At 51.4% G+C, this 20,453-nt stretch carries 12 protein-coding genes and 2 pseudogenes; 8 read left to right on the forward strand and 6 right to left on the reverse strand.

What is annotated here, in order from left to right:
* Nucleotides 1-60 precede the first annotated feature (60 nt).
* The 3 genes from Q1A48_RS14450 to Q1A48_RS14460 form a co-directional block, all read right to left on the reverse strand.
* Nucleotides 61-609 carry a polysaccharide pyruvyl transferase family protein gene (locus Q1A48_RS14450; protein ID WP_299946197.1) on the reverse strand — a complete coding sequence of 183 codons (549 nt, stop codon included), beginning with the start codon at nucleotides 607-609 and terminating at the stop codon, nucleotides 61-63.
* A gap of 293 nt (nucleotides 610-902) precedes the next feature.
* The gene (locus tag Q1A48_RS14455) at nucleotides 903-1,844 is read right to left on the reverse strand and encodes an IS5 family transposase (protein WP_299946200.1); all 942 of its coding nucleotides are present in this window, start codon (nucleotides 1,842-1,844) and stop codon (nucleotides 903-905) included.
* Between the two features lie 599 nt (nucleotides 1,845-2,443).
* Nucleotides 2,444-2,821, reverse strand: a complete 378-nt coding sequence (locus Q1A48_RS14460) for a hypothetical protein (protein WP_299946203.1) — start codon at nucleotides 2,819-2,821, stop codon at nucleotides 2,444-2,446.
* Nucleotides 2,822-2,904: 83 nt separating this feature from the next.
* Between Q1A48_RS14460 and Q1A48_RS14465 the strand changes: the two are divergent.
* Nucleotides 2,905-3,873, forward strand: a pseudogene (locus Q1A48_RS14465) (IS66 family transposase).
* Nucleotides 3,874-3,960: 87 nt separating this feature from the next.
* On the opposite strand, the pseudogene Q1A48_RS14470 reads toward Q1A48_RS14465, so the two are convergent.
* Nucleotides 3,961-5,023: pseudogene (locus Q1A48_RS14470) on the reverse strand (IS5 family transposase).
* Between the two features lie 433 nt (nucleotides 5,024-5,456).
* Here Q1A48_RS14470 and Q1A48_RS14475 point away from each other — a divergent pair.
* From Q1A48_RS14475 to Q1A48_RS14490, 4 genes are all read left to right on the forward strand, one after another.
* Complete coding sequence (locus tag Q1A48_RS14475) at nucleotides 5,457-5,630, forward strand: hypothetical protein (protein ID WP_299946206.1); 174 nt, start codon at nucleotides 5,457-5,459, stop codon at nucleotides 5,628-5,630.
* 1,665 nt (nucleotides 5,631-7,295) lie between these two features.
* Nucleotides 7,296-9,347 (forward strand): capsular polysaccharide biosynthesis protein, encoded by a 2,052-nt coding sequence (locus tag Q1A48_RS14480; protein WP_299946210.1) that lies wholly within the window; start codon nucleotides 7,296-7,298, stop codon nucleotides 9,345-9,347.
* A gap of 140 nt (nucleotides 9,348-9,487) precedes the next feature.
* Nucleotides 9,488-10,552 (forward strand): phytanoyl-CoA dioxygenase family protein, encoded by a 1,065-nt coding sequence (locus Q1A48_RS14485; protein WP_299946212.1) that lies wholly within the window; start codon nucleotides 9,488-9,490, stop codon nucleotides 10,550-10,552.
* An 85-nt stretch (nucleotides 10,553-10,637) separates the two neighbouring features.
* On the forward strand, nucleotides 10,638-11,450 hold the full coding sequence (locus Q1A48_RS14490; RefSeq protein ID WP_299946215.1) for an IS630 family transposase: 813 nt from the start codon (nucleotides 10,638-10,640) through the stop codon (nucleotides 11,448-11,450).
* A 2-nt stretch (nucleotides 11,451-11,452) separates the two neighbouring features.
* On the opposite strand, the gene Q1A48_RS14495 is transcribed toward Q1A48_RS14490, so the two are convergent.
* On the reverse strand, nucleotides 11,453-12,739 hold the full coding sequence (locus tag Q1A48_RS14495) for a transposase (RefSeq protein ID WP_299946217.1): 1,287 nt from the start codon (nucleotides 12,737-12,739) through the stop codon (nucleotides 11,453-11,455).
* 863 nt (nucleotides 12,740-13,602) lie between these two features.
* On the opposite strand from Q1A48_RS14495, the gene Q1A48_RS14500 reads away from it, so the two are divergent.
* Nucleotides 13,603-14,844: a capsular biosynthesis protein gene (locus tag Q1A48_RS14500; RefSeq protein ID WP_299946220.1), complete on the forward strand. Its 1,242-nt coding sequence runs from the start codon at nucleotides 13,603-13,605 to the stop codon at nucleotides 14,842-14,844.
* A gap of 210 nt (nucleotides 14,845-15,054) precedes the next feature.
* The gene (locus Q1A48_RS14505; protein ID WP_299946222.1) at nucleotides 15,055-16,791 is read left to right on the forward strand and encodes a DEAD/DEAH box helicase; all 1,737 of its coding nucleotides are present in this window, start codon (nucleotides 15,055-15,057) and stop codon (nucleotides 16,789-16,791) included.
* A gap of 173 nt (nucleotides 16,792-16,964) precedes the next feature.
* Here the strand turns inward: Q1A48_RS14505 and Q1A48_RS14510 are convergent, their stop codons facing one another.
* Entirely contained in the window at nucleotides 16,965-17,894 is a 930-nt protein-coding gene (locus tag Q1A48_RS14510) for a LysR family transcriptional regulator (RefSeq protein WP_299946225.1), read from the reverse strand.
* A gap of 182 nt (nucleotides 17,895-18,076) precedes the next feature.
* Between Q1A48_RS14510 and metE the strand changes: the two genes are divergently transcribed.
* Complete coding sequence (gene metE, locus Q1A48_RS14515) at nucleotides 18,077-20,311, forward strand: 5-methyltetrahydropteroyltriglutamate--homocysteine S-methyltransferase (protein ID WP_299946228.1); 2,235 nt, start codon at nucleotides 18,077-18,079, stop codon at nucleotides 20,309-20,311.
* Nucleotides 20,312-20,453: the final 142 nt, after the last annotated feature.

Consider the following 20,453-nt stretch of genomic DNA (forward strand, 5'->3'; position numbering starts at 1 on the left):
ACACCAGAAGATTTAATGGATAATTACTTGGCGGCACAAGCCGCATAAATGGTATGCGCTTCAAGGTTGAATCCGCGTTTTAAAATCCTGGCCATGTAAAAATAATGATGGACAGCCAATTACATCTACATCTTTAAAGCCAAGTTTATTTAAGTATGCTGCTGTTAACTCACCTCTGACACCTATTGATGTTGATCTATCAAGTACAACTCTAACAAACTCTTTAACAGATTCGTCAATAGAGCTCATAGACTCCATATTGTAGTTAAGATCTGTTTGAGCACCCACTCCAACTACGATTACAGGAATTTTAAGCTTTTTAATTAATTTGGTGTAATTTTTTAAATTTCCTTCAAAGCTTTTTCTAAACGCATTAGCAAATGGCAAAACAAAGTAATCATATTTTTCGTTTATTTCATCTGCCTTTAATAAATTTGCAGTATATCCAGCGTGAGTGATATGAACCTTATCTGTACGCATCGTTTTGTGTGCCGCATGAGCGAAAATTAAATTACCACTATTTGTTCCAAGTATGTTTTTTTGTAGTACATCTTCATAACCAATAGTGGTGAATGGATTTTTACCAGCTCGCATCAAAACTTTTTTCATTTGATTTCCTGATCAACTTTCAGCATATAAACTTTATTTTGTTGTATTTCAGTAACAACACAAAATGACACTTTACTATCTTGATAGGCTCATTTACTTGAAAATGAAGCAAACCAAAGAATCGAGGGAAGTTCGTAATTTAGGGAACCTCTGATTAATTCACCCTCCTCCCGCACTCCTACACCAAAACGGGAGAAGTTGATCAAAGATCAGTCAAAATTCACGTTTTCACAGCAAATAACCCCCGTTTTCCCACCCAAAATCCGCTTTTCATGGATTTTGGGCGCACTGCCCTATGCGGGCAGATATTTTTTCCCAATCAATAAATTGGTGAAGCTCGCCAACAAGCACAGGCGTTGGGTATTTTTCTCCAGTCCCCGGTAGCGCACTTTGCGGTAGCCAAAGATGCATTTGATATAGCGGAACGGGTGCTCCACTTTAGCCCGGATCTGCGCCTTGATTTTTTCCGCCGCCTTCAGCTCCTCTTTGCCCGGCAGCGTCTTCAGCTTGCTCGGTTTCATGGCGATATGCCACTCAACCTCCTTATCTTTTAATTCCTCACGCTTCTCGGCATCGGTATAGCCGGAATCACCCCTTTCCTCGCCATGCAGCAGTTGTTCTGTCGCTGTCACGTCGTGCGCATTGGCGGCCGTGGTTTCGAGGCTGTGGATAAGTCCGAGCGCGTCGTCGGTACCAATGTGCGCTTTTATTCCGAAGTGCCAGGTGTTGCCTTTTTTTGTTTGGTGCATTTCCGGATCGCGTTCTTTGGCTTGGTTTTTTGTCGAGCTGGGTGCAGAAATAATGGTGGCATCGACGATGGTGCCCTCGCGCAACATCATGCCTTTGTCCCGCAAGTAGCTGTTGATCTCTTCGAAAAGTTTGCGCCCAAGGTCGTTCTTTTCCAGCAGGCGGCGGAAGTTAAGGATGGTGGTTTCATCCGGAATTCTGCCCGCCAAGCGCAGCCCGGCGAAATTGCGCATGGATTCTATTTCGTAGAGCGCATCTTCCATTGCCGGGTCGCTGAGGTTGTAAAACAGCCGCATGCAGTGGATGCGCAGCATGACATCCAGAGAATACGCCCGCGGGCCGCGGTCGTTGTTGTGGTTGAAGGGCTCACTACGGTCGCGCAGGCGCTGCCAGGGAATGAGCGCATCCATCTTTGCCAGAAATTCCTCGCGCCGGGTTTGACGGCGCTTGCTGCGGTATTCGGCTTCGGCGAAGGTGGCTTGATGCATGATTTTGAGTAGCCTTGAGGAGTAGTACGATTCTATCCGATACTTGGGGAATTATTCAGAGGTTCCTTAGCCCTCAAAACACTAAAAAAATATGAGAATGCTTTATTATGCAACATTTTTACTGCCCGAAATATAAGGCTTTAAATCTTCATTAATAACTTCAGATTGTAAACAATCTTTTTCATCTCACAAAAGGACACCTCTATAAATTCACATAAAACTGCAAAATTCAGTGCCATCGGTGACTCTCTTTTTTTCTCGACCATAATTTCATTGAAGGTCACAAAAAACCGATATTTGATGGGTTTCAGAGCTATTTCGGCCTGTTCTGAGGAAGCTTTCTCCTTATTCCTTATGCAGCGGGCGCAAGTCGGCCCTGCAAGCTTACAAATCGACGCATGCATATTGTACACCAAATTCTCATGCCAACCTTAACCGCAGCGCGCCAAATCTCAATAGTCCGCACGAGCATACCGCGCTGCTCATTTTCCATTGATCCAAATACGTGCTCGACTCTAACTCGGGACTTTCGACAATTCTCTTCGTAACTATTCAGCACCCCCAGCCATTTCGTCGCCAGGGCTTGTTGAATAGGCGAATTACCAACACTCTTTTCCAGAGGAAAATTTTGCACCAGCATGGGCTTCGTGAGATAATTCGCCCACTTTAAACTCATCAATCAGTTGTGCATGGCAGTGAGGCAGGTCGACATCAAGTTGCTGATGGCCAAGGCTGGTATGAACAGCCGAAACAGTAGTATTCCACCCTCTCAAGGTCAAAATCGCACACGCGAGAAAAGGTCCACTCACAAACGCAAGGCCTGCGGCTAACCCGACCGCAACGGCCCCACCCTGAAGGTCGCAGAGCCCGATGAGGTCCAATTCATCAAGCTGGACCGGCACACCTTGCCCCACGGGCAGTGGCGCGAAGCTGGTTATGAGCACCGCCAGGTCATCGATCTGAATATTCAGCGTCACTCACCGAATACCGCGCCCAGGTTCTGGAGGATGAACAGGGCCAGCGCTATGCCGCCGATTTCCCGGTAGGTGTGACACGACCAATGCAGTACGGCGATTCGCTCAAGGCGCACGTCGTCTACCTGTCCATGTTTCAACTGCTCCCCTACGAACGCGTGCAGTCCATGTTTACCGACCAGTACGGGATTCCTCTCGGTGCAGGCAGCTTGGTCAACTTCAATCGCGAGGCTTGTGCACACTTGGAGCCCCTTGAAGATCTGGCCCAGGAGTGGTTGCTATCCGAAACACTGCTCCATGCCGATAAAACCAGCCTCAATATCGATAGCAAACGCCATTAACTGCATGTCCTGTCCGGTACTGAGTGTACCCTGTTTGGTCTGTCTTCTAAGCGCGGGACTGAGGTAATGAATGCCATGGGTGTACTGCCAAACTTCGCGGGTACACTGATCTACGATCACTGGAAGTCTTACTACACCTATCATTGCACCCACGCGCTGTGCAATGCCCACCATCTGCGCGAACTGACCTATGCGCACGAAGAAGACTGACAACGCTGGGCGAAAAACATGCACAAGCTGCTGTTAGAGCTGCGCGAAGCCGTTGATCAGGCAGGTGGTGCTCTGCCACCAGGCGGAGCCAAACATTGGCGAACCCGTTACCGAAAGATCATTGGTCGGGGACAAACTGAATGCCCGGCACCGGAACCGGACGGAATCGCGCGTCGCCGGGTCAAACGCAGCAAATCACTCAATTTGCTGGAGCGTCTTCTTGATTACGAAGACGAAGTGCAACGTTTTATGGAGAATGCCGAAGTACCGTTTACCAGCAACCAGGGTGAGCGGGACCTTCGCATGACCAAGGTCAAGCAAAAGATCTCCGGTTGCTTCCGCTCAAAAGATGGCGCCAGAGCTTCCTGTCTTGTTCGCTCCTATCTGATAACCTGCCAGAAAAACAATGTTGAACCCAGTGAGGCCTTGGCCCCGCTCTTCAATGGAAGCTGGTCAAACTTCATACTCGAAAAGTTCCAGTATCAGCAGGAACATGCTGAATAGTTACCTTTTTCTATTTTGATGGATTTTTGATCATCTTTGGGCTGAATAGCCGCCCCCTTAACGCTATTTTTGCTGCTTCTTCGTCCATTAAAAAGCGGATCCTCCTTGTAAATTGCTTATTCGGGTTAGATTCCAGCCAATAAAGGTGAGGGTAAATACCTCCTTGGCTCGCGCTAACCCGCGGACTTTTACTTGGCGAATCAGGCCAATGGTTTTGCCCCAACCGAAACCTTCCTCAATTCGCTTGCGTGCCTTCATGCTCGCTTGATACCCGCTGTGCCGAGTGGTACGTCCGTCAATAGCGGAGCCACCGCGGCGCTTGGTATTTTGGGCCACATGCGGAGTTACATTGGCACCACGACAGGCGGCTACGAATCCCCGAGTGTCGTAGCCCTTGTTTGCGCCAACGGTTTTGCGACGCGAGCCCGGCAGCTCCGTCAGCATCTGCTTCCCGCTCAGCACAGCCATTGGCTTGCGTTACCGCCGCCTGTACGATCAGGCCATTACGGTTTTCCATGGTGGTGTGATCCAAATAGGCCAGCTTGGCTTCAGCACCTTTGGATTTATTGTACAGCCGAGCCTTTGGATCGGTGCGCGATTCGTGCGTTTCATTGCTGCGCTTTTCCCTGTGGAAGTCCCACCCGCTGTTGCTGCCGCTGCCCTGCTTGCGACGAAAACTTTTGTGCGAGGCCCACGCTTGAACCAAGGTGCTGTCGGCGCTGAAATGCTCTTTCGACAACAGTTGCTTCTGCCGAGTTATCTGCACCACTTCTTCGAACAGGGTGGGAATAATGTCGTGGGCAAGCAGACGGTCACGGTTCTTGCTGAAAGTGGAATGATTCCACACCTTGTCATCAATACTGAGGCCAACGAACCAGCAGAATAATAGGTTGTAGTGCATCTGTTCCATCAACTGGCGTTCACTACGCACACTGAATAAAACCTGTAGCAATAGGGCTCGCAGTAATCGCTCCGGAGGAATGGACTCCTTGCCGTTCGGTGCATAGGCGCAGTCGAGCAACCAATCGATACGCAGCAATGCCAAATTAAATTCCTGGCGAATCTTTCTCAGCGGGTGGGATTTCGGGACAAATTCTTCCAGGTGAACCGTGGTGAACAAAGCTTTCTGTGTAATATCTGCACCGCGCATACACTATCTCATTGTGGGGTATCGACCCGAGCATTGTACCAAAGCCAGCATATACATGAGCCTATTACAATAGCCTGTTAAAATATTCAAATTGAGAGAGTTGGCATGGCCGGAGCAGTGTAATAATTAGGAGCGGAGCCAAAAAACTCTGCACATCACCATATTTGTCGATTTGCGAAGGTTTTTTGAGCTTTGATGACTAGCGATCTTGAATACCTCTAGTAGAATCCTCAACTATGTTCTGATAAGATTGCTTACGTTCCTATGCGATTGTTTGCTGTCGGAGGGGCGTTAACGAAAAAGCCGGGGATTGAGTATCTGTTGGAAGCAGAGCTGGTGGCCAATTCACCGCTGGATGGCAAGATTGTCGATCAGAACCGCCGACGCTGGCTAAAGACTCTTTACCTGATCGAAATAGTGCGCGGGAGACCAAGTGATCAGCTCGGTGGAGTCGTCGGAGGTACTCCGCTGCGAGGACAAGCTGATTTTCAGTTGTGACGTGAGTGACCTTGGGCATTTGCAGGGTATTGAGGGCCTGCGCCTGTTTGCGCTGAGGGATGAGAAGCTGGACCTGAACCTCACCGAAGTGGTGATTGCGCCGAGTTAAAGTGTCCTCGGCCTGTGCTGAAAGGACTGTAATTTTCACACGCGTTTCGACTCAGCAGCGGTCCTCATGCGCTGCGGCGGTGAGCGGCTGTAAGGTAAGTTGCGGACTGGGGATGCACTACTACTCGCGATGGGGTCGGACTTCCGGCGCCACTTGAATACCGGCAAGAGCTTCTATGTGATCAGTAATACCGAAGTACGACGGGGCGGCCCCGGCGGGACAACTGACTGCTGGGCCTGGGTTTTGCCTCAGTAGTGGTCGCAGGTATTTGGATATTTCTCGTTGCTAAAGAGTCTGATGATGCTGTTTGGTGGTATAATTGGCGTGGGTATCGTATCACCCACCGAGGTCGTAGCGGTGCTTCCCCTTCTAGATATGGTTGATTATCGCCAGTGCCTTGATACTGGCGAAAGCAATCGCCGGCAGCGGCTTAGCGAACGCGCTGGTCGGGGCCTGCGAAATCTGCCTGCCTGCCGGCAGGGGACCAATGGCCGAACTGATGATAAACAATATCGCTACAGCCCTAGCTTTCGCCCTGGTTTGGGGTTGAGCTGTTAACTCTGGGGTGGACTGGATGCCCTTTGTAATGGCAGTGCCCTCCGAGTCTAGTGCAGGCTTTTTAACCCCCTCTGACTATCAGGTTAGCCTGATAGTACAAAACCTGGGGGATGCCACTAGCGGGATTTCCTGCGTGTAGGGTGGTCCCTTTCGATTGCTTACCTATTGACTCTTTTGATGTTGCTGCCGACCATATTGTCTTTTGATAATTGATGGTTTTAGAGTCTGATTTGGGTTTTACAGCTACTGGCTGATCGTGGAGGGGGAGCTATGTTCTTCCCTATTTACGCAAGAACCGGGCTGGGATGCAACGCCCGTCCTTTTCTGATCTGCTAATGGCTGTGGGGCTTATGTCTGTACGCTATATTTCCCGGAAGTGGCGGGCTCTGGTTCAAGAAAACCTTAGTAAGTTTTCTTTGGTTCACTTGTTTATCGACGATAATTGATTTGAGTGGCTTACTTTTGCTGGCTTGTCAATTCGATATCAGTTGAAGATTCTGCGTTACAGCTGGTTATGGCAGCGTTTTTTAAGTTTATAGGAGGGGCGCATCTTTTGGTTTCAACACCATGCTTATATCAAAAATATCAGCATTGGTCACCCGGATTACTGCAAGCTCAACCTGTAGATATGGATGGAAGTGAAACTTTAACTTTTTTATCACGGTTCAGTAGCTCATATTAGAAAAATTCGTTGGTCGGTTCCGATAATTCAGAAAGTGCTCAAACATAACTCGAATTTAAATTTTGAAATCATCGATGATACACATGTAAATCACCTTTTTCGAAAGGTTCGTAGTGTGCAAGTGCTTCACCCTGTGAAGTGGCGCACCTGTTTATCAATGATACAGAAATCCGGTTGAACTATATTGGTTTGACGCCACTGCTTGATACCCCCTTCAATCGAGCAAGATCGCACACCAAATTTTTTGATATTACCCAGGCGGGTGCCGTAGGAATATACACAGAAGGGTCTGTTTATGCCACAATGGCCAGATATGAGGAAAGCGGCTTGATATTACCAATGAAACCAGAGGCGTGGACAGAAGCCATATTACGCTTGGCGGACGATCAGAGGTTTCGTCAGCGTATATTAGAGGAGGTACGCCAGTGTCTGTAGTTGGCTATTGCTCCCTACGCTTGCGTCGTTTGAGGAATTTGAATCAATTTCTCAGGGCACAGTGTCGCTATATTCCATTTTGCCCTGGTGATGAGATAACCCACATGCTTGGTTGGGGGCTCAAAGATACTGCGATTAAAGCTCGGAAAATTGCCAATAAATATCATTTGCCTTATATCTGTATTGAAGATGGATTTTTACGTTCTTTGGGGCTTGGCGTTGAAGGTTCATTACCCCATAGCCTTGTAGTGGATTATACAGGAATTTATTATGATGCTACTCAAACCAGTGACCTGGAAAGTCTTATTAAAAAATCCGATTTTAGTCAAGAGGATATTAAGCGAGCCAATAGAGGAGTAGAGCTTCTCAAGTATTACCGCCTGTCAAAGTATAATAGCTCTGCAGATTTGCCCATAAGCTGGGTCGGCAACCAGAAGCGCGTACTGGTGGTAGATCAAACATATAATGATGTTTCTGTACAGGCTGGATATGGCTCAAGGCAACAGTTTTATACAATGTTGGATTCGGCAATCAGAGAAAATCCGGATGCAGAAATTTGTGTAAAGATACACCCGGATGTTATAGTAGGTAAAAAAAAGGGATACTTGCTCGGTCAGGCTCAACAGAATGGCTGCCGGGTGATTGCAGAAGATATTTCACCCTGGGCGTTATTTGAGGATATAGAAAAAGTCTATGTCGTCACTAGCCAACTGGGTTTTGATGCATTGATTGCCGGGAAGGAGGTTCACTGCTTTGGGATACCCTTTTATGCGGGTTGGGGTTTAACCAAAGACCGTCAAAGTTTGAAGCGCCGAAATGTCTCACGCTCCTTGACACAGGTTTTTTGTGCAACCTATTTCCGTTATTGCCGCTATATCAATCCTTATACAGGTTATCCCTGTGAGTTTGAAGATACTGTCCATTTGATCGCAGAGCAAAAACGTATGCTCTCTCGCTTGAGTGGGCGGTGGGTAGGGATAGGTTTCTCGCCCTGGAAGCGGCGGTTTATCCCTAATTATCTGGGGCGGAGGGGAAAGATACGGTTTATATATGACTATAAGCAAGTGCATAAGGTTAGTGCAGGGGGGAATGCTCTAGTGTGGGCTGGCCGTGTTACGGAAAAATTGCGCACTTATAGTGAAAAATTAGGATTGAAACTCTGGCAGGCTGAGGATGGATTCCTACGTTCTTCGGGTCTGGGAGTGGATCTCACTGTCCCAATATCGTTGGTATTTGATTCTAAGGGAATCTATTTTGATGCCCGTTACCCCAGTGATTTGGAAGGGATATTAAAAGAAACAAACTTTTCTCAATCTTTGATTAATCGTGCACAGAATTTAAGAAAAAATATTTTGGCAAAAGGGGTGAGTAAATATAATATCGGCTCTTGCGAAAAGCCGGGGGAGTTAAGGTTTCCTGTTGAACGTAAGGTAATCTTGGTGCCAGGGCAGGTTGAAAGCGATGCATCGATTGCTTGTGGATCGCCGAGTATAAAAAGCAATCAATCTCTCTTGAATAGGGTCAGATCTGAAAATCCCGATGCGTATATACTCTACAAGCCTCATCCGGATGTAGAAGCCGGGGCCCGTTTGGGGACTCTGCAACCTGGCTCAGATGCAGTCTATGATCGTTTGATTCGAAATATCGAGATTTCTGCATTGCTGAAACATGTAAATGAAGTACATACAATGAGTTCTTTGACCGGATTCGAGGCTTTATTGCGCGGTTTGAAAGTAGTGACCTATGGGCTGCCTTTTTATGCAGGCTGGGGCCTAACAGACGATAAGCTTCTTACCCGCGATACGTCGGCGGGTATTGAACTTGACTCCTTCAAAGCCAGAAGAGGCCGAAAGCTGACTCTGGATGAATTAGTGGCCGGGACTCTGATTCTCTATCCACTTTATGTAGATCCTTCTTCGGGAGAATATATCGATGCGGAGACAGCGGTAGCTTTGCTGGATAAAAACAAAAAGACAACAGGTTCAACTGGTTTTATTCAGGAGATCTATCGCTGGTATAGGAATCGATATCTTTTCAAATAGTGACAAATTTTTTTTGGTTCTGGCAATGAAGAGCAGCGAGATTCTACATAAAACTGCTTTATGGTAGATTTGTCATTTAGATTTTTATCACAATGTTATTGTAGTTTTTCCTGAAATATCAATCCCGGAGTGTAGGGTTTATGCAAATTCGTAAAGTCATGGATTTGGCCTGGAAATTGCCAAAATGGATTTTTGAATTTTTAAGTTGGGGGAAAAGCTTTAAAAACAATCCAATTATAGGAAATTACTGGCTCAACCGCTGCGGTCTGCATGTGGCCAGAGTCATACTGGCTCACTTTCTGTTTAGGCTGCGCATTCTGCTCTTGTCCCCATTGGTATCTAAGGAAGATAGAAAAGATTTTCTTGAAAATGGATTCATCCTAAAGAAGGATTTTCTGCCGGAGGAGCAGTTCTCCAAACTCTCTATCGCACTCAAAAACTATAAGGGGGTGATACGTGAAATTGTCGAGGGGACGACGCTGACGCAGCGTGCTTTTATGGACTACTCTAGCAGACAACAGGCGCCGGAATTTTGTCAGTTGGTACGCAACTCATATCTTGATAGATTGATGCGGTATAGCTCTTCTAAAAATCGTCCTCCCTTTTTTTTCATAGAAAACCTGTGCAATCACGCCAATGTAGCGCCCCGGCCGGACCCACAGAGGGATATGCACGCGGATACATTCCACCCATGCGTGAAGGCCTGGTTGTATATTGACGGCACTGACGACCAAAACGGGCCCTATATTTATGTGCCGGGCTCTCATCGTCTTTCATGGCGGCGCTTAAAATGGGAATACAGACAGAGCCTAAAGGCATGTCAAAAAGGAGTGCTTCGTGACAAGGGAAGATATTGGGATGGATCATTTCGCGTCAATGATACTGCGCTTGCAGAGATGGGCCTGTCGGCTGAGAAATTGTGCGTGCCTGCCAATACGCTCTTAATAGCCAATGTGTATGGGTTCCATCGCCGTGGTGAGGCCAGTGCGAAATCCAACCGAATGACAATCTGGATGCAGGCACGAGATAATCCCTTTAACCCACTGTTTACCCCCTGTCCAAAATACACGGGAAGGTTGTTTGAATGGGGTTGGGGAAAAGCGTTACAAAGATTGGACAAACGAAAAATTGCCAGTGGAGAGCAAAATAATTATTTGGGGAGATTCACACGGAACACAGACCGGCTTCAGTCCCATAAGAAATAGAATGCACTAATTGACAAAACGGCATTACATGACTCCAAATGCGAAATCACTATCGGGGCGGAAATAATCAATACATCATGATATCATGGCGCGCATGAAATATGACGCCAGAAAACTTAGCACAGAAGAACAGCATCTCATACGAAAAATAGCCGTGCAGCGGGTGTTTGATGGCGAGTCGGCGGCGGAGGTTACTCGTAGCTTAGGGCTGGGTGGTAGAACCATTTTCTCATGGTTGAAAACTGCACGGGAAAAAGGCATCAACGCTTTGGCTCCCAAAGCAAGGCCTGGGCGTGGCAGAAAGTTGTCTCCTACCGAGGAGCAAGAAGTCAAACGGTGGGGCATTGGTGGTGATCCGAGGCAATACGGTTTTGACTTTGGGTTGTGGACACGCCAAATCGTATCAGATCTGGTCCGAGAGAAATTTGGTATTGAGCTTAGTGTAACCAGCGTCGGTGAGCTTCTGCATCGGTTGGGTTTAACTCCACAAAAGCCGCTACGCAGAGCCTACGAGCGGGATGAAGAGGCAGTTAAAAAGTGGGTGAAGGATGGCTATCCCAAGGTTAAGGAATATGCGAAAAAAACCGGCGCAGAGATATTCTGGTTGGTTGAGGCAAGCATCCGGTCTGATGACCCGCTGCAAAGGATGTGGGGAGAAAGAGGGAAGACTCCGATAGTAAAAACCAGCGGGCAATGGCAATCGATTAATGCGATCTCTGCGTTATCAAATAAAGGTGGATTTTGGTACCACATTTACAGCGGAAAATTCACCGCAGATAAGTGTGTGGAGTGCTTCAAAGATTTCCAGAGAAGCCAAAGGCGTCCGGTGATCCTCATTGTAGATGGTCACCCAGTGCACAAATCGAAGAATGTTCTTGACTTAAGGGTGTCCGGTTAAAATCACATATACCTCAGAAGCATTGGCATCAGCTGGCGTTTATAGAGCTTCCGGGAGGCTTTCTTCCAAAAACAGTATTTTAGGAATCGGATTACTTGCTGGCTGATTTTGGATACAGAGCGGTAGAGGAAGGTATGCCAGGGAATGCGCTGCCCCTCCTTGATGTATTTCTGGTCGATGCGATCCGACTGCTTCATCAAGCTCTTTTCATCCCCTATCTGCCAGCGGTCCTGGTGGTGGTGAGCAAACATGAGCAGCAATAGCGAGGTCATGATCGCCAGCCAAGCCTGTGCGCTGATCCCGGTTACGCTCTTGCTCCAGGCCTTCTTGCTCGCAAAACTGTTCTTCCAGGTATCGAAGCACTTTTCCTCGTCCCAGCGGCGCAGATACAGGAATGCGACGACGCCGGGCTCCAGTTCCATCTCGTTGGTGAGAAACTTGAAACAGTTTCCATCCGGCGCCTGATAGTGAATCAGGCGCCACCGGGCACTGCTGGCCTTGAGCACCACTTCTTCGTCCGCCAAAATTCCTTCGTTGATCTTGTGCTCGGAAACATCCCGCGGCTTCCGATCCTCGACCAACAGGTTGTCTTTCATGCGTGTGATCACGGTTTGGCGATAACCCTTGTACTGGGCATCCCAGAAGGGCATGTCTACATAGGCACGGTCCACGACCCATAGCGCTCGACGTTCTTTGAGCAAGCTGTCTGGCTCTTGCCCGTAGTCCTTGAAGACCCGCATTTCGTGGAAGTTGCGCGTTTCAATCTGAACGGACGCTGGTGCCCCAATTCTGACATCGTAGAACGCCAACATCATGTGGCCTTTGGGGTTGTCCTCACCACCATGCTTGGGGGCGCAGCGATGATAATGGGCACTCTCGTGCTGGTAGCTGCCGTCTACCGCGTAGATCGAGCGCTCGCCCAATCCAGGGATCTCCGCCAGCCGGTCGGGAAGAACGGCGCGGGCCTGCCTGAACAGCTGCGTCACCATTTGTATCAGGATCTCCAGCCGGTACTCGGAGCTCAAGGCATCGGAGTAGGTTGAACGCGCCACGGGCATTTGTGCGGCCTCCGTCAAATGGAACAACAGCTGTATCTGTTCGCGCAAAGTCTGGATGCCCTGCAGGTGGCGCAGGCAGCCAAATGCGCAGAAGTCTTCCATTGGAAGTGACTTGAAGCGGCCCGCAGCATAGCGCACCCTGTTAAGCGCGCTGGATGCCGGGGAGAAGAATTCGGAAAAAACGGTTTCGCTCATCAGTTCGTTGTGTAATTTTTCGCAGCGATGGGACATGGAAATTCCTGTATATCGATCAATACGCATACAGGGATTGCGCCGCGTACCTGGATAGCCATGTCAAGTGCTTTTCGTGTTTTTTTATTTATTTTCTGTCCTGCTGTATCGCAGCGAAACTGGTGCCCTGAGCGGTACTGCGCGCCGACTGAAAAAATTCAAATATCTTTTGCACGCACCCCTAGGGGGCCAAATATACGTGTCAGTGCTGGAATTTTATCGCGTTAAACTCCTTTTCAGCCGGACACCGTTGTTCTTGACTATGTCGAATCACAAGATGGAAGGCTTGAGATCGTATTCTTGCCCCCATATGCGCCCGCCAGACCTGAACCCAGATGAGCTGGTGTGGGACCACATGAGAAACTTTGGGACTTCAAAGAAGCCGCTAAAAGAAGGTGAGTCGTAATGATTCGCGCCGACAAAGATTTGCAGAGCATCAAGAAGAATAAAAGGCTGGTGAAGTCATTTTTCCAAGAGGCGACTGTATCCTTTGCAGCCGCCTAGGTAGTAAATAAGAATCAATCCGCGCACTTTGATTAACCTGGAAAATCTATTATTTGTGAAGGGATTCCTTGATTGCAGGCACACAGGGAGGAGGATTTATCATTGGCCGACATATAGAATGCTTGGGAAAGGCCGAAATGGAAATAATTACCCTGTATATAGACATTTACGACCGTTAATGTTGCAATACGCGGCTCGTTTTTGAAGCACTCTCAAACTAGCAGTAGTTTGAGAGTGGCAAAAACAGGCAAAATCTACCCAACTATAACTTGAAGGGGGATTTGCCTGGCCGCTGGTATTGACTATTTGTACTGTGGCAGATTGTTGTATGTTGTGGTTTTTCTTGGGTAGGGGAATTCATGTCTGTGGCAGTGTTTTTACAGGGGCCCCATGGCCCATTCTTTGCCGAGTTGGCAAAGCGGCTGTCCCAGCGGGGTGTCATTACCCACAAGATCAATTTTAACGGCGGTGATCGTTTTTTTGGCTGGGCAGATTCCCAGGTCGACTTCAGCGGTTGTGAACACGACTGGCCTCTATTTTTTCGTCGCTATTTACTGAAGCATGGTGCAAAAGCGGTATTTGTCTATGGTGACTGCCGGCCCTTGCACGCCATGGCCCGAGCAGTCTGCGAGTCTCTGGATATACCTTTTGGTGTTTTTGAAGAGGGTTATCTACGCCCGGATTTTGTGACTTTTGAGTGGGGCGGTGTAAACGCCTTTTCCCCTACAGACTGGTCCCGTGAAACCATTGACCGTTACCAGGGCTGCGGGCGTCAACCCGGGGCACCCGTAGGGAGGACTTTCTCTCAACGGGCCTGTTTTGCCATAGGTTATTACCTGGCAATGCGCTTTGCCAAGTCCAGGTATCCACACTATCAGCATCATCGAAGCCGCGATTGGAAAGCAGAAGGGGCCTGTTGGATCAGGAGCTTTTTCCGAAAGGGGCTTTACCGGACTACCCAGCGTTTCTTAACCTCTAAATTGACGACGGACTTCAGCCGAAAGTTTTTCCTGTTTCCTTTGCAAACCCGTGATGATTTCCAACTGCGCGAGCACTCGGACCTGCTCTCTATGGAAAACGCAATCGATGCAGTATTGGAATCCTTTGCCCGGCATGCCCCGGCAAATACGGTACTTGTGCTCAAGCACCACCCGATGGATCGCGGTTTTTGTCACTACCAGGAGCTGGTTGATGCCTTGGGGGCGCGCTACAAGCTCTCTGACCGAGTCATTTATTGCCATGACCTACATCTACCCACCCTGCTGGATCACGCCAGGGGAGTTGTGACCATCAATAGTACCGTGGGCATTTCAGCGCTTCTGCACAGGGTTCCAACCAAGGTATTGGGGCGCGCGCTCTACGATATGCGGGGCTTGACGCACCAGGGTTCACTTTCCAGTTTTTGGAAGGCCCCTGCTACCGTTGATTACAAGCTATTCCAGCGTTTCCACACCTATTTGTACGAGCAAACCCAATTGGATGGCAGCTTTTTCAAGGGAATCAATGCGACCATTGAAGAGGTTGGCGAGTGCTTGCAGCAGATCGTGAACAGTAGATCTAAAGATACGCCGTTTGAAGTTGGCAGTACAAACACAGGCTGAACGGGGGTGCTTTACTTAGCCTCAAGGTAATACCCCCTCGAAAACCCCGCACTTTTGGCTAGCAAGGCACTTGCTCCGGGTTCTGTACCAGGGGGCAAGTTTTGATCAAAAAACAGGCTGTTCTTTGCGGTTTAACCTGTTAGACTGCCCGACCTTTTATCCTGCGCCCCAGTTCCACGACAGGAACTTTGGCCTCAAGTGACTCCCGAAATGACCGATATTCCTCAACCGGTTGGCTTTAGCCAGCTGGGCCTTCCGCCTGAAATCCTCAATGCCATTGAAAAGCTCGGCTACGAAACGCCGTCACCGATTCAGGCGCAGACTATTCCCTCCCTGCTGGAGGGGCGCGATGTGCTGGGCCAGGCGCAAACCGGCACTGGTAAAACGGCGGCCTTTGCGCTGCCACTGCTCTCCCAGTTGAACCTGAAGGATCGCCACCCCCAAGTGCTGATATTGGCACCGACCCGCGAACTGGCTATCCAGGTGGCCGAGGCCTGCCAGTCTTACGCTGCTAATTTGAAAGGCTTCCATGTGGCGCCCATCTACGGTGGCGCCGATTACCGCGGGCAGCTGCAGCAGTTGAAACGGGGTGTGCAACTGGTGGTGGGTACACCCGGCCGGGTGATGGACCATATGCGCCGCGGCTCCCTGAATCTGTCCAACCTGCGCGCCCTGGTGCTGGATGAAGCCGATGAGATGCTGCGCATGGGCTTTATCGACGATGTACAGTGGGTGCTGGAGCAGATTCCTGAAGCGCGCCAGATTGCGTTGTTCTCCGCCACCATGCCCAGGGAAATTGCCCGCATCGCACGGGAGCACCTACAGGACCCGGTTGAGGTCAAGATCCGCGTCAAGACCGAAACCGCGGAGACTATTCGTCAGCGCTACTGGCCGGTGGGCGGCCTGCACAAGCTGGATGCACTGACCCGCATCCTGGAAGCGGAACCGGTGGATGCCACCATTATCTTTGTGCGCACCAAGAACAGCACCGTGGAGCTGGCGGACAAGCTGGCCGCGCGGGGCTTTGCCAGTGCGGCACTGAACGGGGATATGGCACAGAACCTGCGCGAGGCGGTGATCGACAAGCTGAAAAAGGGCAAATTCGATATCGTTGTGGCCACGGATGTGGCGGCGCGCGGACTGGATGTGAGGCGCATCAGCCATGTAATCAACTATGACATTCCCTACGATACCGAAGCCTATATCCACCGTATTGGCCGTACCGGCCGCGCCGGTCGCGAGGGTGATGCCATCCTGTTTGTGGCACCGCGCGAGCGCCGTATGCTGCGGATTATCGAGAAGGCGACCAAGAAACCAATTGAGAGGTTGGCGTTGCCCAGCGCCGAAGTGGTCAACAGTGCCCGCATGCAGCGCTTCCGCGAGCGTATCACCACAACCCTGGAAGGCCAGACGGACCTCGCCCCCTACCGCCAGTTGATGGAGGAGTACCTGGCACAGAACGAGGTGGACCCGCTGGATGTTGCCGCAGCACTGGCGTCTATGGCTCAGGGTGACCAGCCCCTGCTGATCAAGGAACAAGCGCCCAAGCCCCGCAAGGAGCGGCATGAGGGGGGCGGGGAGTTTGAAGGTCGCCGCCGCAAGAAGGATGGCTATGAAAAGGATCGCAAGATGCTGCCCCCGGATGAGGGCATGGAGCGTTTCCGTATCGAAATCGGCCGCGAGCAGGGCGTGCGTCCGGGCGGCATTGTGGGTGCAATCGCCAACGAGGTTGAGCTGGACAGTTCATACATCGGCCGTATTGAGATTTACCCGGACTACACCACGGTCGATCTCCCGGAGGGCATGCCCAAAGAGGTATTGCAGCACTTGAAGAAAGTGCGGGTAGCGGGAAAGCCCATGAAGCTTTCCCGTCTCGGTGATGCGAGCGCAAAGTCCGGCGGTCAGCCCAAAGGGGGGCGCAAACCCAAGCGCGCCAGGGAGAAATAGGCTGCCGGGCGTTGCGATCAGGCCCCACTGCTGATACAGGGGATAACGCCAGGGAATGCGTACTGCCTGTAAAAAGCGGTGCCGGTTTCGGGTTTTCCATGCCGGTGGATGACTATACCGGCTCCTCTTATGGCTCTGTGATAATCCGGCTGGGTCGGCTGGGAATTGTTGGATCAGGTGGCTGCGCGGATGCCATTTAAATGGGCAAAAGAAACATCCCGTGCGGTCTGCAGAAAGTCGGCAATGTAGGCCTGATCCAGCATATCCGCCCGCACAGCGGCGTAAAGGGTACTCCAGAGACCCTTCTCGCCCAGACGCAATTGGGCAATAAAGCCTTTTTGCAGGTATTCGTGCAAAGCCCAGTCGGGTAGGGCACAGACACCGCGCGCGCTCGCCACCAGCTGCATCATCATAACCGTCAGCTCCGCCGTACGCACCTCTGCAGGCTCCACCCCGGCGGGGTCGAGGAAGCGCTGGAAGATATCCAGCCGCTCCCGCTCCACGGGGTAGGTGATCTGCACCTCCCCAGCCAGCTCCTCAGGCGCGACCCAGCGCCGTTTACCACTCTCCAACAACCGGTGATTACGGCTCAGTGCCAGGCACATCTCGAAGCTGAATAGGGGCTGGTAGTGGATTCCTTTCAGTGCCCTATCCGGATTGGCGGTAACCACCAGGTCCAGGTCGCTCCGTACCAGTGCCGGCAGAGGGGCAAAGTGAAAGCCGCTGCACAGGTCCAGTTCCACTTCGGGCCAGCCGTCCCGATAGGTGTTCAGGGTCGGCATCAGCCACTGGTAGCAGCTGTGGCACTCAATGGCGATATTCAAACGGCCCGACTGGCCGGATGCCAGCCGCGCCAGGTCCCGCTGGGCCAAGGCCACCTGTGGCAGTATCGCGTCGGCCAGTTGTAACAGGCGCAGCCCGGCACTGGTAAAGCGTAGCGGGCGAGACTTGCGTACAAACAGCGTCTGGTCGTGGCGCTCCTCCATCTCCCGGAATAAGTGGGATAGGGCCGACTGGGTCAGGTGCAGGCGCTCGGCGGCCCGCACCAGGCTGCCGGTATCTCTCAAGGCACTTAGGGCGCGTAATTGGCGCAGTTTAATCATCTTTGGATTTATTCATGTTTATTGCAAAAAATATGAAATTGATTGAATAACATTGTATTGACACAATCAAGTCCGGATGCTCGCAGAGGGTGTGGCTGGCACTGGCACCGGTGACAAGGCTGCGGGCGAGGGTGCCAATGTGGCGTTGTTCCACGCACAGACATGGACTTGGAGATACAGAGATGGCGCAGACACATATTCTCGGCTACCCCCGGATCGGGGCCGATCGCGAGCTGAAAAAAGCCCAGGAGGCTTATTGGCGTGGGGATATTTCCCAGCAGCAATTGCTGCAGGTGGGCACTGATATCCGCCGCGCCAACTGGCAGGCGCAGAGTGATGCCGGTCTGGACTTTGTGGCAGTTGGGGATTTTGCCTGGTACGACCAAGTGCTCAACCACTCGTTGATGTTCGGTGTGGTTGCCGACCGGTTCGTCGATGGCGCAGCGGAAAACAAGCTGGACCAGTATTTTCGCCTGGCGCGGGGTCGCGCGCCCTCCGGGCAGCCAGTCGCCGCCAGTGCCATGACCAAATGGTTCGATACCAATTACCACTACTTGGTGCCGGAATTTGATGCGGAGCAGGCGTTTTGCTTGGATAGTGGGTGGTTACTGGCAGAGGTGCGTGATGCCCAGGCCCAGGGGCACAGGGCGAAGCCGGTGGTCATCGGTCCCTTGACTTACCTGTGGCTGGGGCGGGGTGTCGACAATGCCCTGGATCTGCTTCCCAGCCTCCTGCCCAGTTACACGCAACTGCTGGCCCAGCTTGGCGAGCTGGGTATTGCGTGGGTGCAGCTGGATGAGCCAATTTTGGGGCTCGATTTGCCTGCCGAGTGGTGCTCAGCGTTCAGCGGCGCTTACCAGGAGATCAGCGCCGCTGCAGGCAGTCCGAAATTACTGCTGACAAGCTACTTTTCCCCACTGCGGGAAAACCTGCCCCTGGCCTTTTCGCTGCCGGTGGATGGCGTGCATATCGATTGCGTGCGCGCGCCTGAAGAATTGGATAGGGCAGTGGCGCTTGTCGGTGCGGAGCAAGTACTGTCTGCCGGCGTGCTCAACGGGCGCAACGTATGGCGTGCGGACCTGGACCAGTGGCAGCGTACCCTGAAACCCCTGGCCGAGCAGTTGGGGGATTGCCTGTGGCTCTCCGCCAGCTGTTCCCTGCTGCACAGTCCGGTAGACCTGGAGACCGAAACAGCCCTGCCGCAGGCGCAAAAACAAAAACTGGCCTACAGCCGCCAGAAACTGGCCGAGCTCGCGCAGTTGCAACAGTTGCTGCAAGAAGAGGCCGCTGTAGCTGAGGCTGGAACAGAACAGGGGGAGAGCACCCACTCAGTTGCAGAAAAACTGCGGGATACCTGGCGGGAACAGTGCTACCTGGAGCGGGCATCGGTACAGGCAAAACGTTGGCAACTGCCCTTGCTGCCCACCACCACCATCGGTTCCTTCCCGCAGACCGATCTGTTGCGCAAGGTGCGCCGGCAATATCGCAACGGAGAGATCAGCGAGGAAGACTACCTGGAACACCTGCGCGCGGAAATTGCCGAAGCCATTCGTCGCCAGGAAATTCTCGGCCTGGACGTGTTGGTGCATGGTGAAGCCGAGCGCAACGATATGGTGGAGTATTTCGGCGAACAACTGGCTGGATTTGTACACACCGGCAACGGCTGGGTACAGAGCTACGGCTCCCGCTGTGTGAAACCGCCGATTATCTTCGGTGATATCTCCCGCCCGCAGGCCATGACCGTAACGTGGAGCCGCTATGCGCAGAGCCTCACCAGCAAGCCGGTGAAGGGTATGCTCACCGGCCCCGTTACAATACTCAACTGGTCTTTCCCGCGGGAGGATATCCACCGCAGCGAGAGCTGCCTGCAGATTGCCAAGGCACTGCGTGAGGAGGTGCTGGACCTGGAGGCAGCGGGTATCGGCATTATCCAGATCGATGAGCCGGCCCTGCGTGAGGGCGTGCCGCTGAGAGAGGCCGAGCACGCAGATTACTTCGCCTGGGCGGTGGGCTGCTTCCGCTATACCTGTAGCGCGGTAAAGCCGGAAACCCAAATCCATACCCATATGTGCTACAGCAACTTCAATGCAATTATGGACGCGATTGTGTCCCTGGATGCGGATGTGATAACCATCGAGTCCGCACGTTCCGACCTACGCCTACTCAGCGCTTTTGCCGACAAGACTGGCGGATATCCCAATGAGATCGGACCGGGGATTTACGATATTCACTCCCCCAATGTGCCCGAGCGGGAAGAGCTGGTGGAGCGCCTGAAGAAAATTGCCCAGGTGGTACCGGTGGAACGGCTCTGGGTCAATCCGGATTGCGGCCTGAAAACCCGCAGCTGGGCCGAGGTGGGGTCATCCCTGCTCAATATGGTGGCGGCGGCGCGCGCAGTGCGTGCCGAACTGGCCTGAGTAAAAAACTGGCAATGGCTGCGATTGCCGCTATTTTCTGAAGTATGGAGAGGGGATCTTCTCTCCGTGGGGGCTGCCGCCGATTATTGGGTTTTTATTGTAACTTTCGGTTTGGAGACGTTGAACTTGTGTTCATATCGGG

Source organism: uncultured Microbulbifer sp. (assembly GCF_947489355.1).
Taxonomy (GTDB): Bacteria; Pseudomonadota; Gammaproteobacteria; order Pseudomonadales; family Cellvibrionaceae; genus Microbulbifer.

What these genes read in the sequence shown, in the direction of transcription:
- Q1A48_RS14450 (WP_299946197.1), bottom strand. Translation starts at nt 609, where the DNA reads ATGAAAAAAGTTTTGATGCGAGCTGGTAAAAATCCATTCACCACTATT.
- Q1A48_RS14455 (WP_299946200.1), bottom strand. Translation starts at nt 1,844, where the DNA reads ATGCATCAAGCCACCTTCGCCGAAGCCGAATACCGCAGCAAGCGCCGT.
- Q1A48_RS14485 (WP_299946212.1), top strand. Translation starts at nt 9,488, where the DNA reads ATGCAAATTCGTAAAGTCATGGATTTGGCCTGGAAATTGCCAAAATGG.
- Q1A48_RS14490 (WP_299946215.1), top strand. Translation starts at nt 10,638, where the DNA reads ATGGCGCGCATGAAATATGACGCCAGAAAACTTAGCACAGAAGAACAG.
- Q1A48_RS14495 (WP_299946217.1), bottom strand. Translation starts at nt 12,739, where the DNA reads ATGTCCCATCGCTGCGAAAAATTACACAACGAACTGATGAGCGAAACC.
- Q1A48_RS14500 (WP_299946220.1), top strand. Translation starts at nt 13,603, where the DNA reads ATGTCTGTGGCAGTGTTTTTACAGGGGCCCCATGGCCCATTCTTTGCC.
- Q1A48_RS14505 (WP_299946222.1), top strand. Translation starts at nt 15,055, where the DNA reads ATGACCGATATTCCTCAACCGGTTGGCTTTAGCCAGCTGGGCCTTCCG.
- Q1A48_RS14510 (WP_299946225.1), bottom strand. Translation starts at nt 17,894, where the DNA reads ATGATTAAACTGCGCCAATTACGCGCCCTAAGTGCCTTGAGAGATACC.
- metE (WP_299946228.1), top strand. Translation starts at nt 18,077, where the DNA reads ATGGCGCAGACACATATTCTCGGCTACCCCCGGATCGGGGCCGATCGC.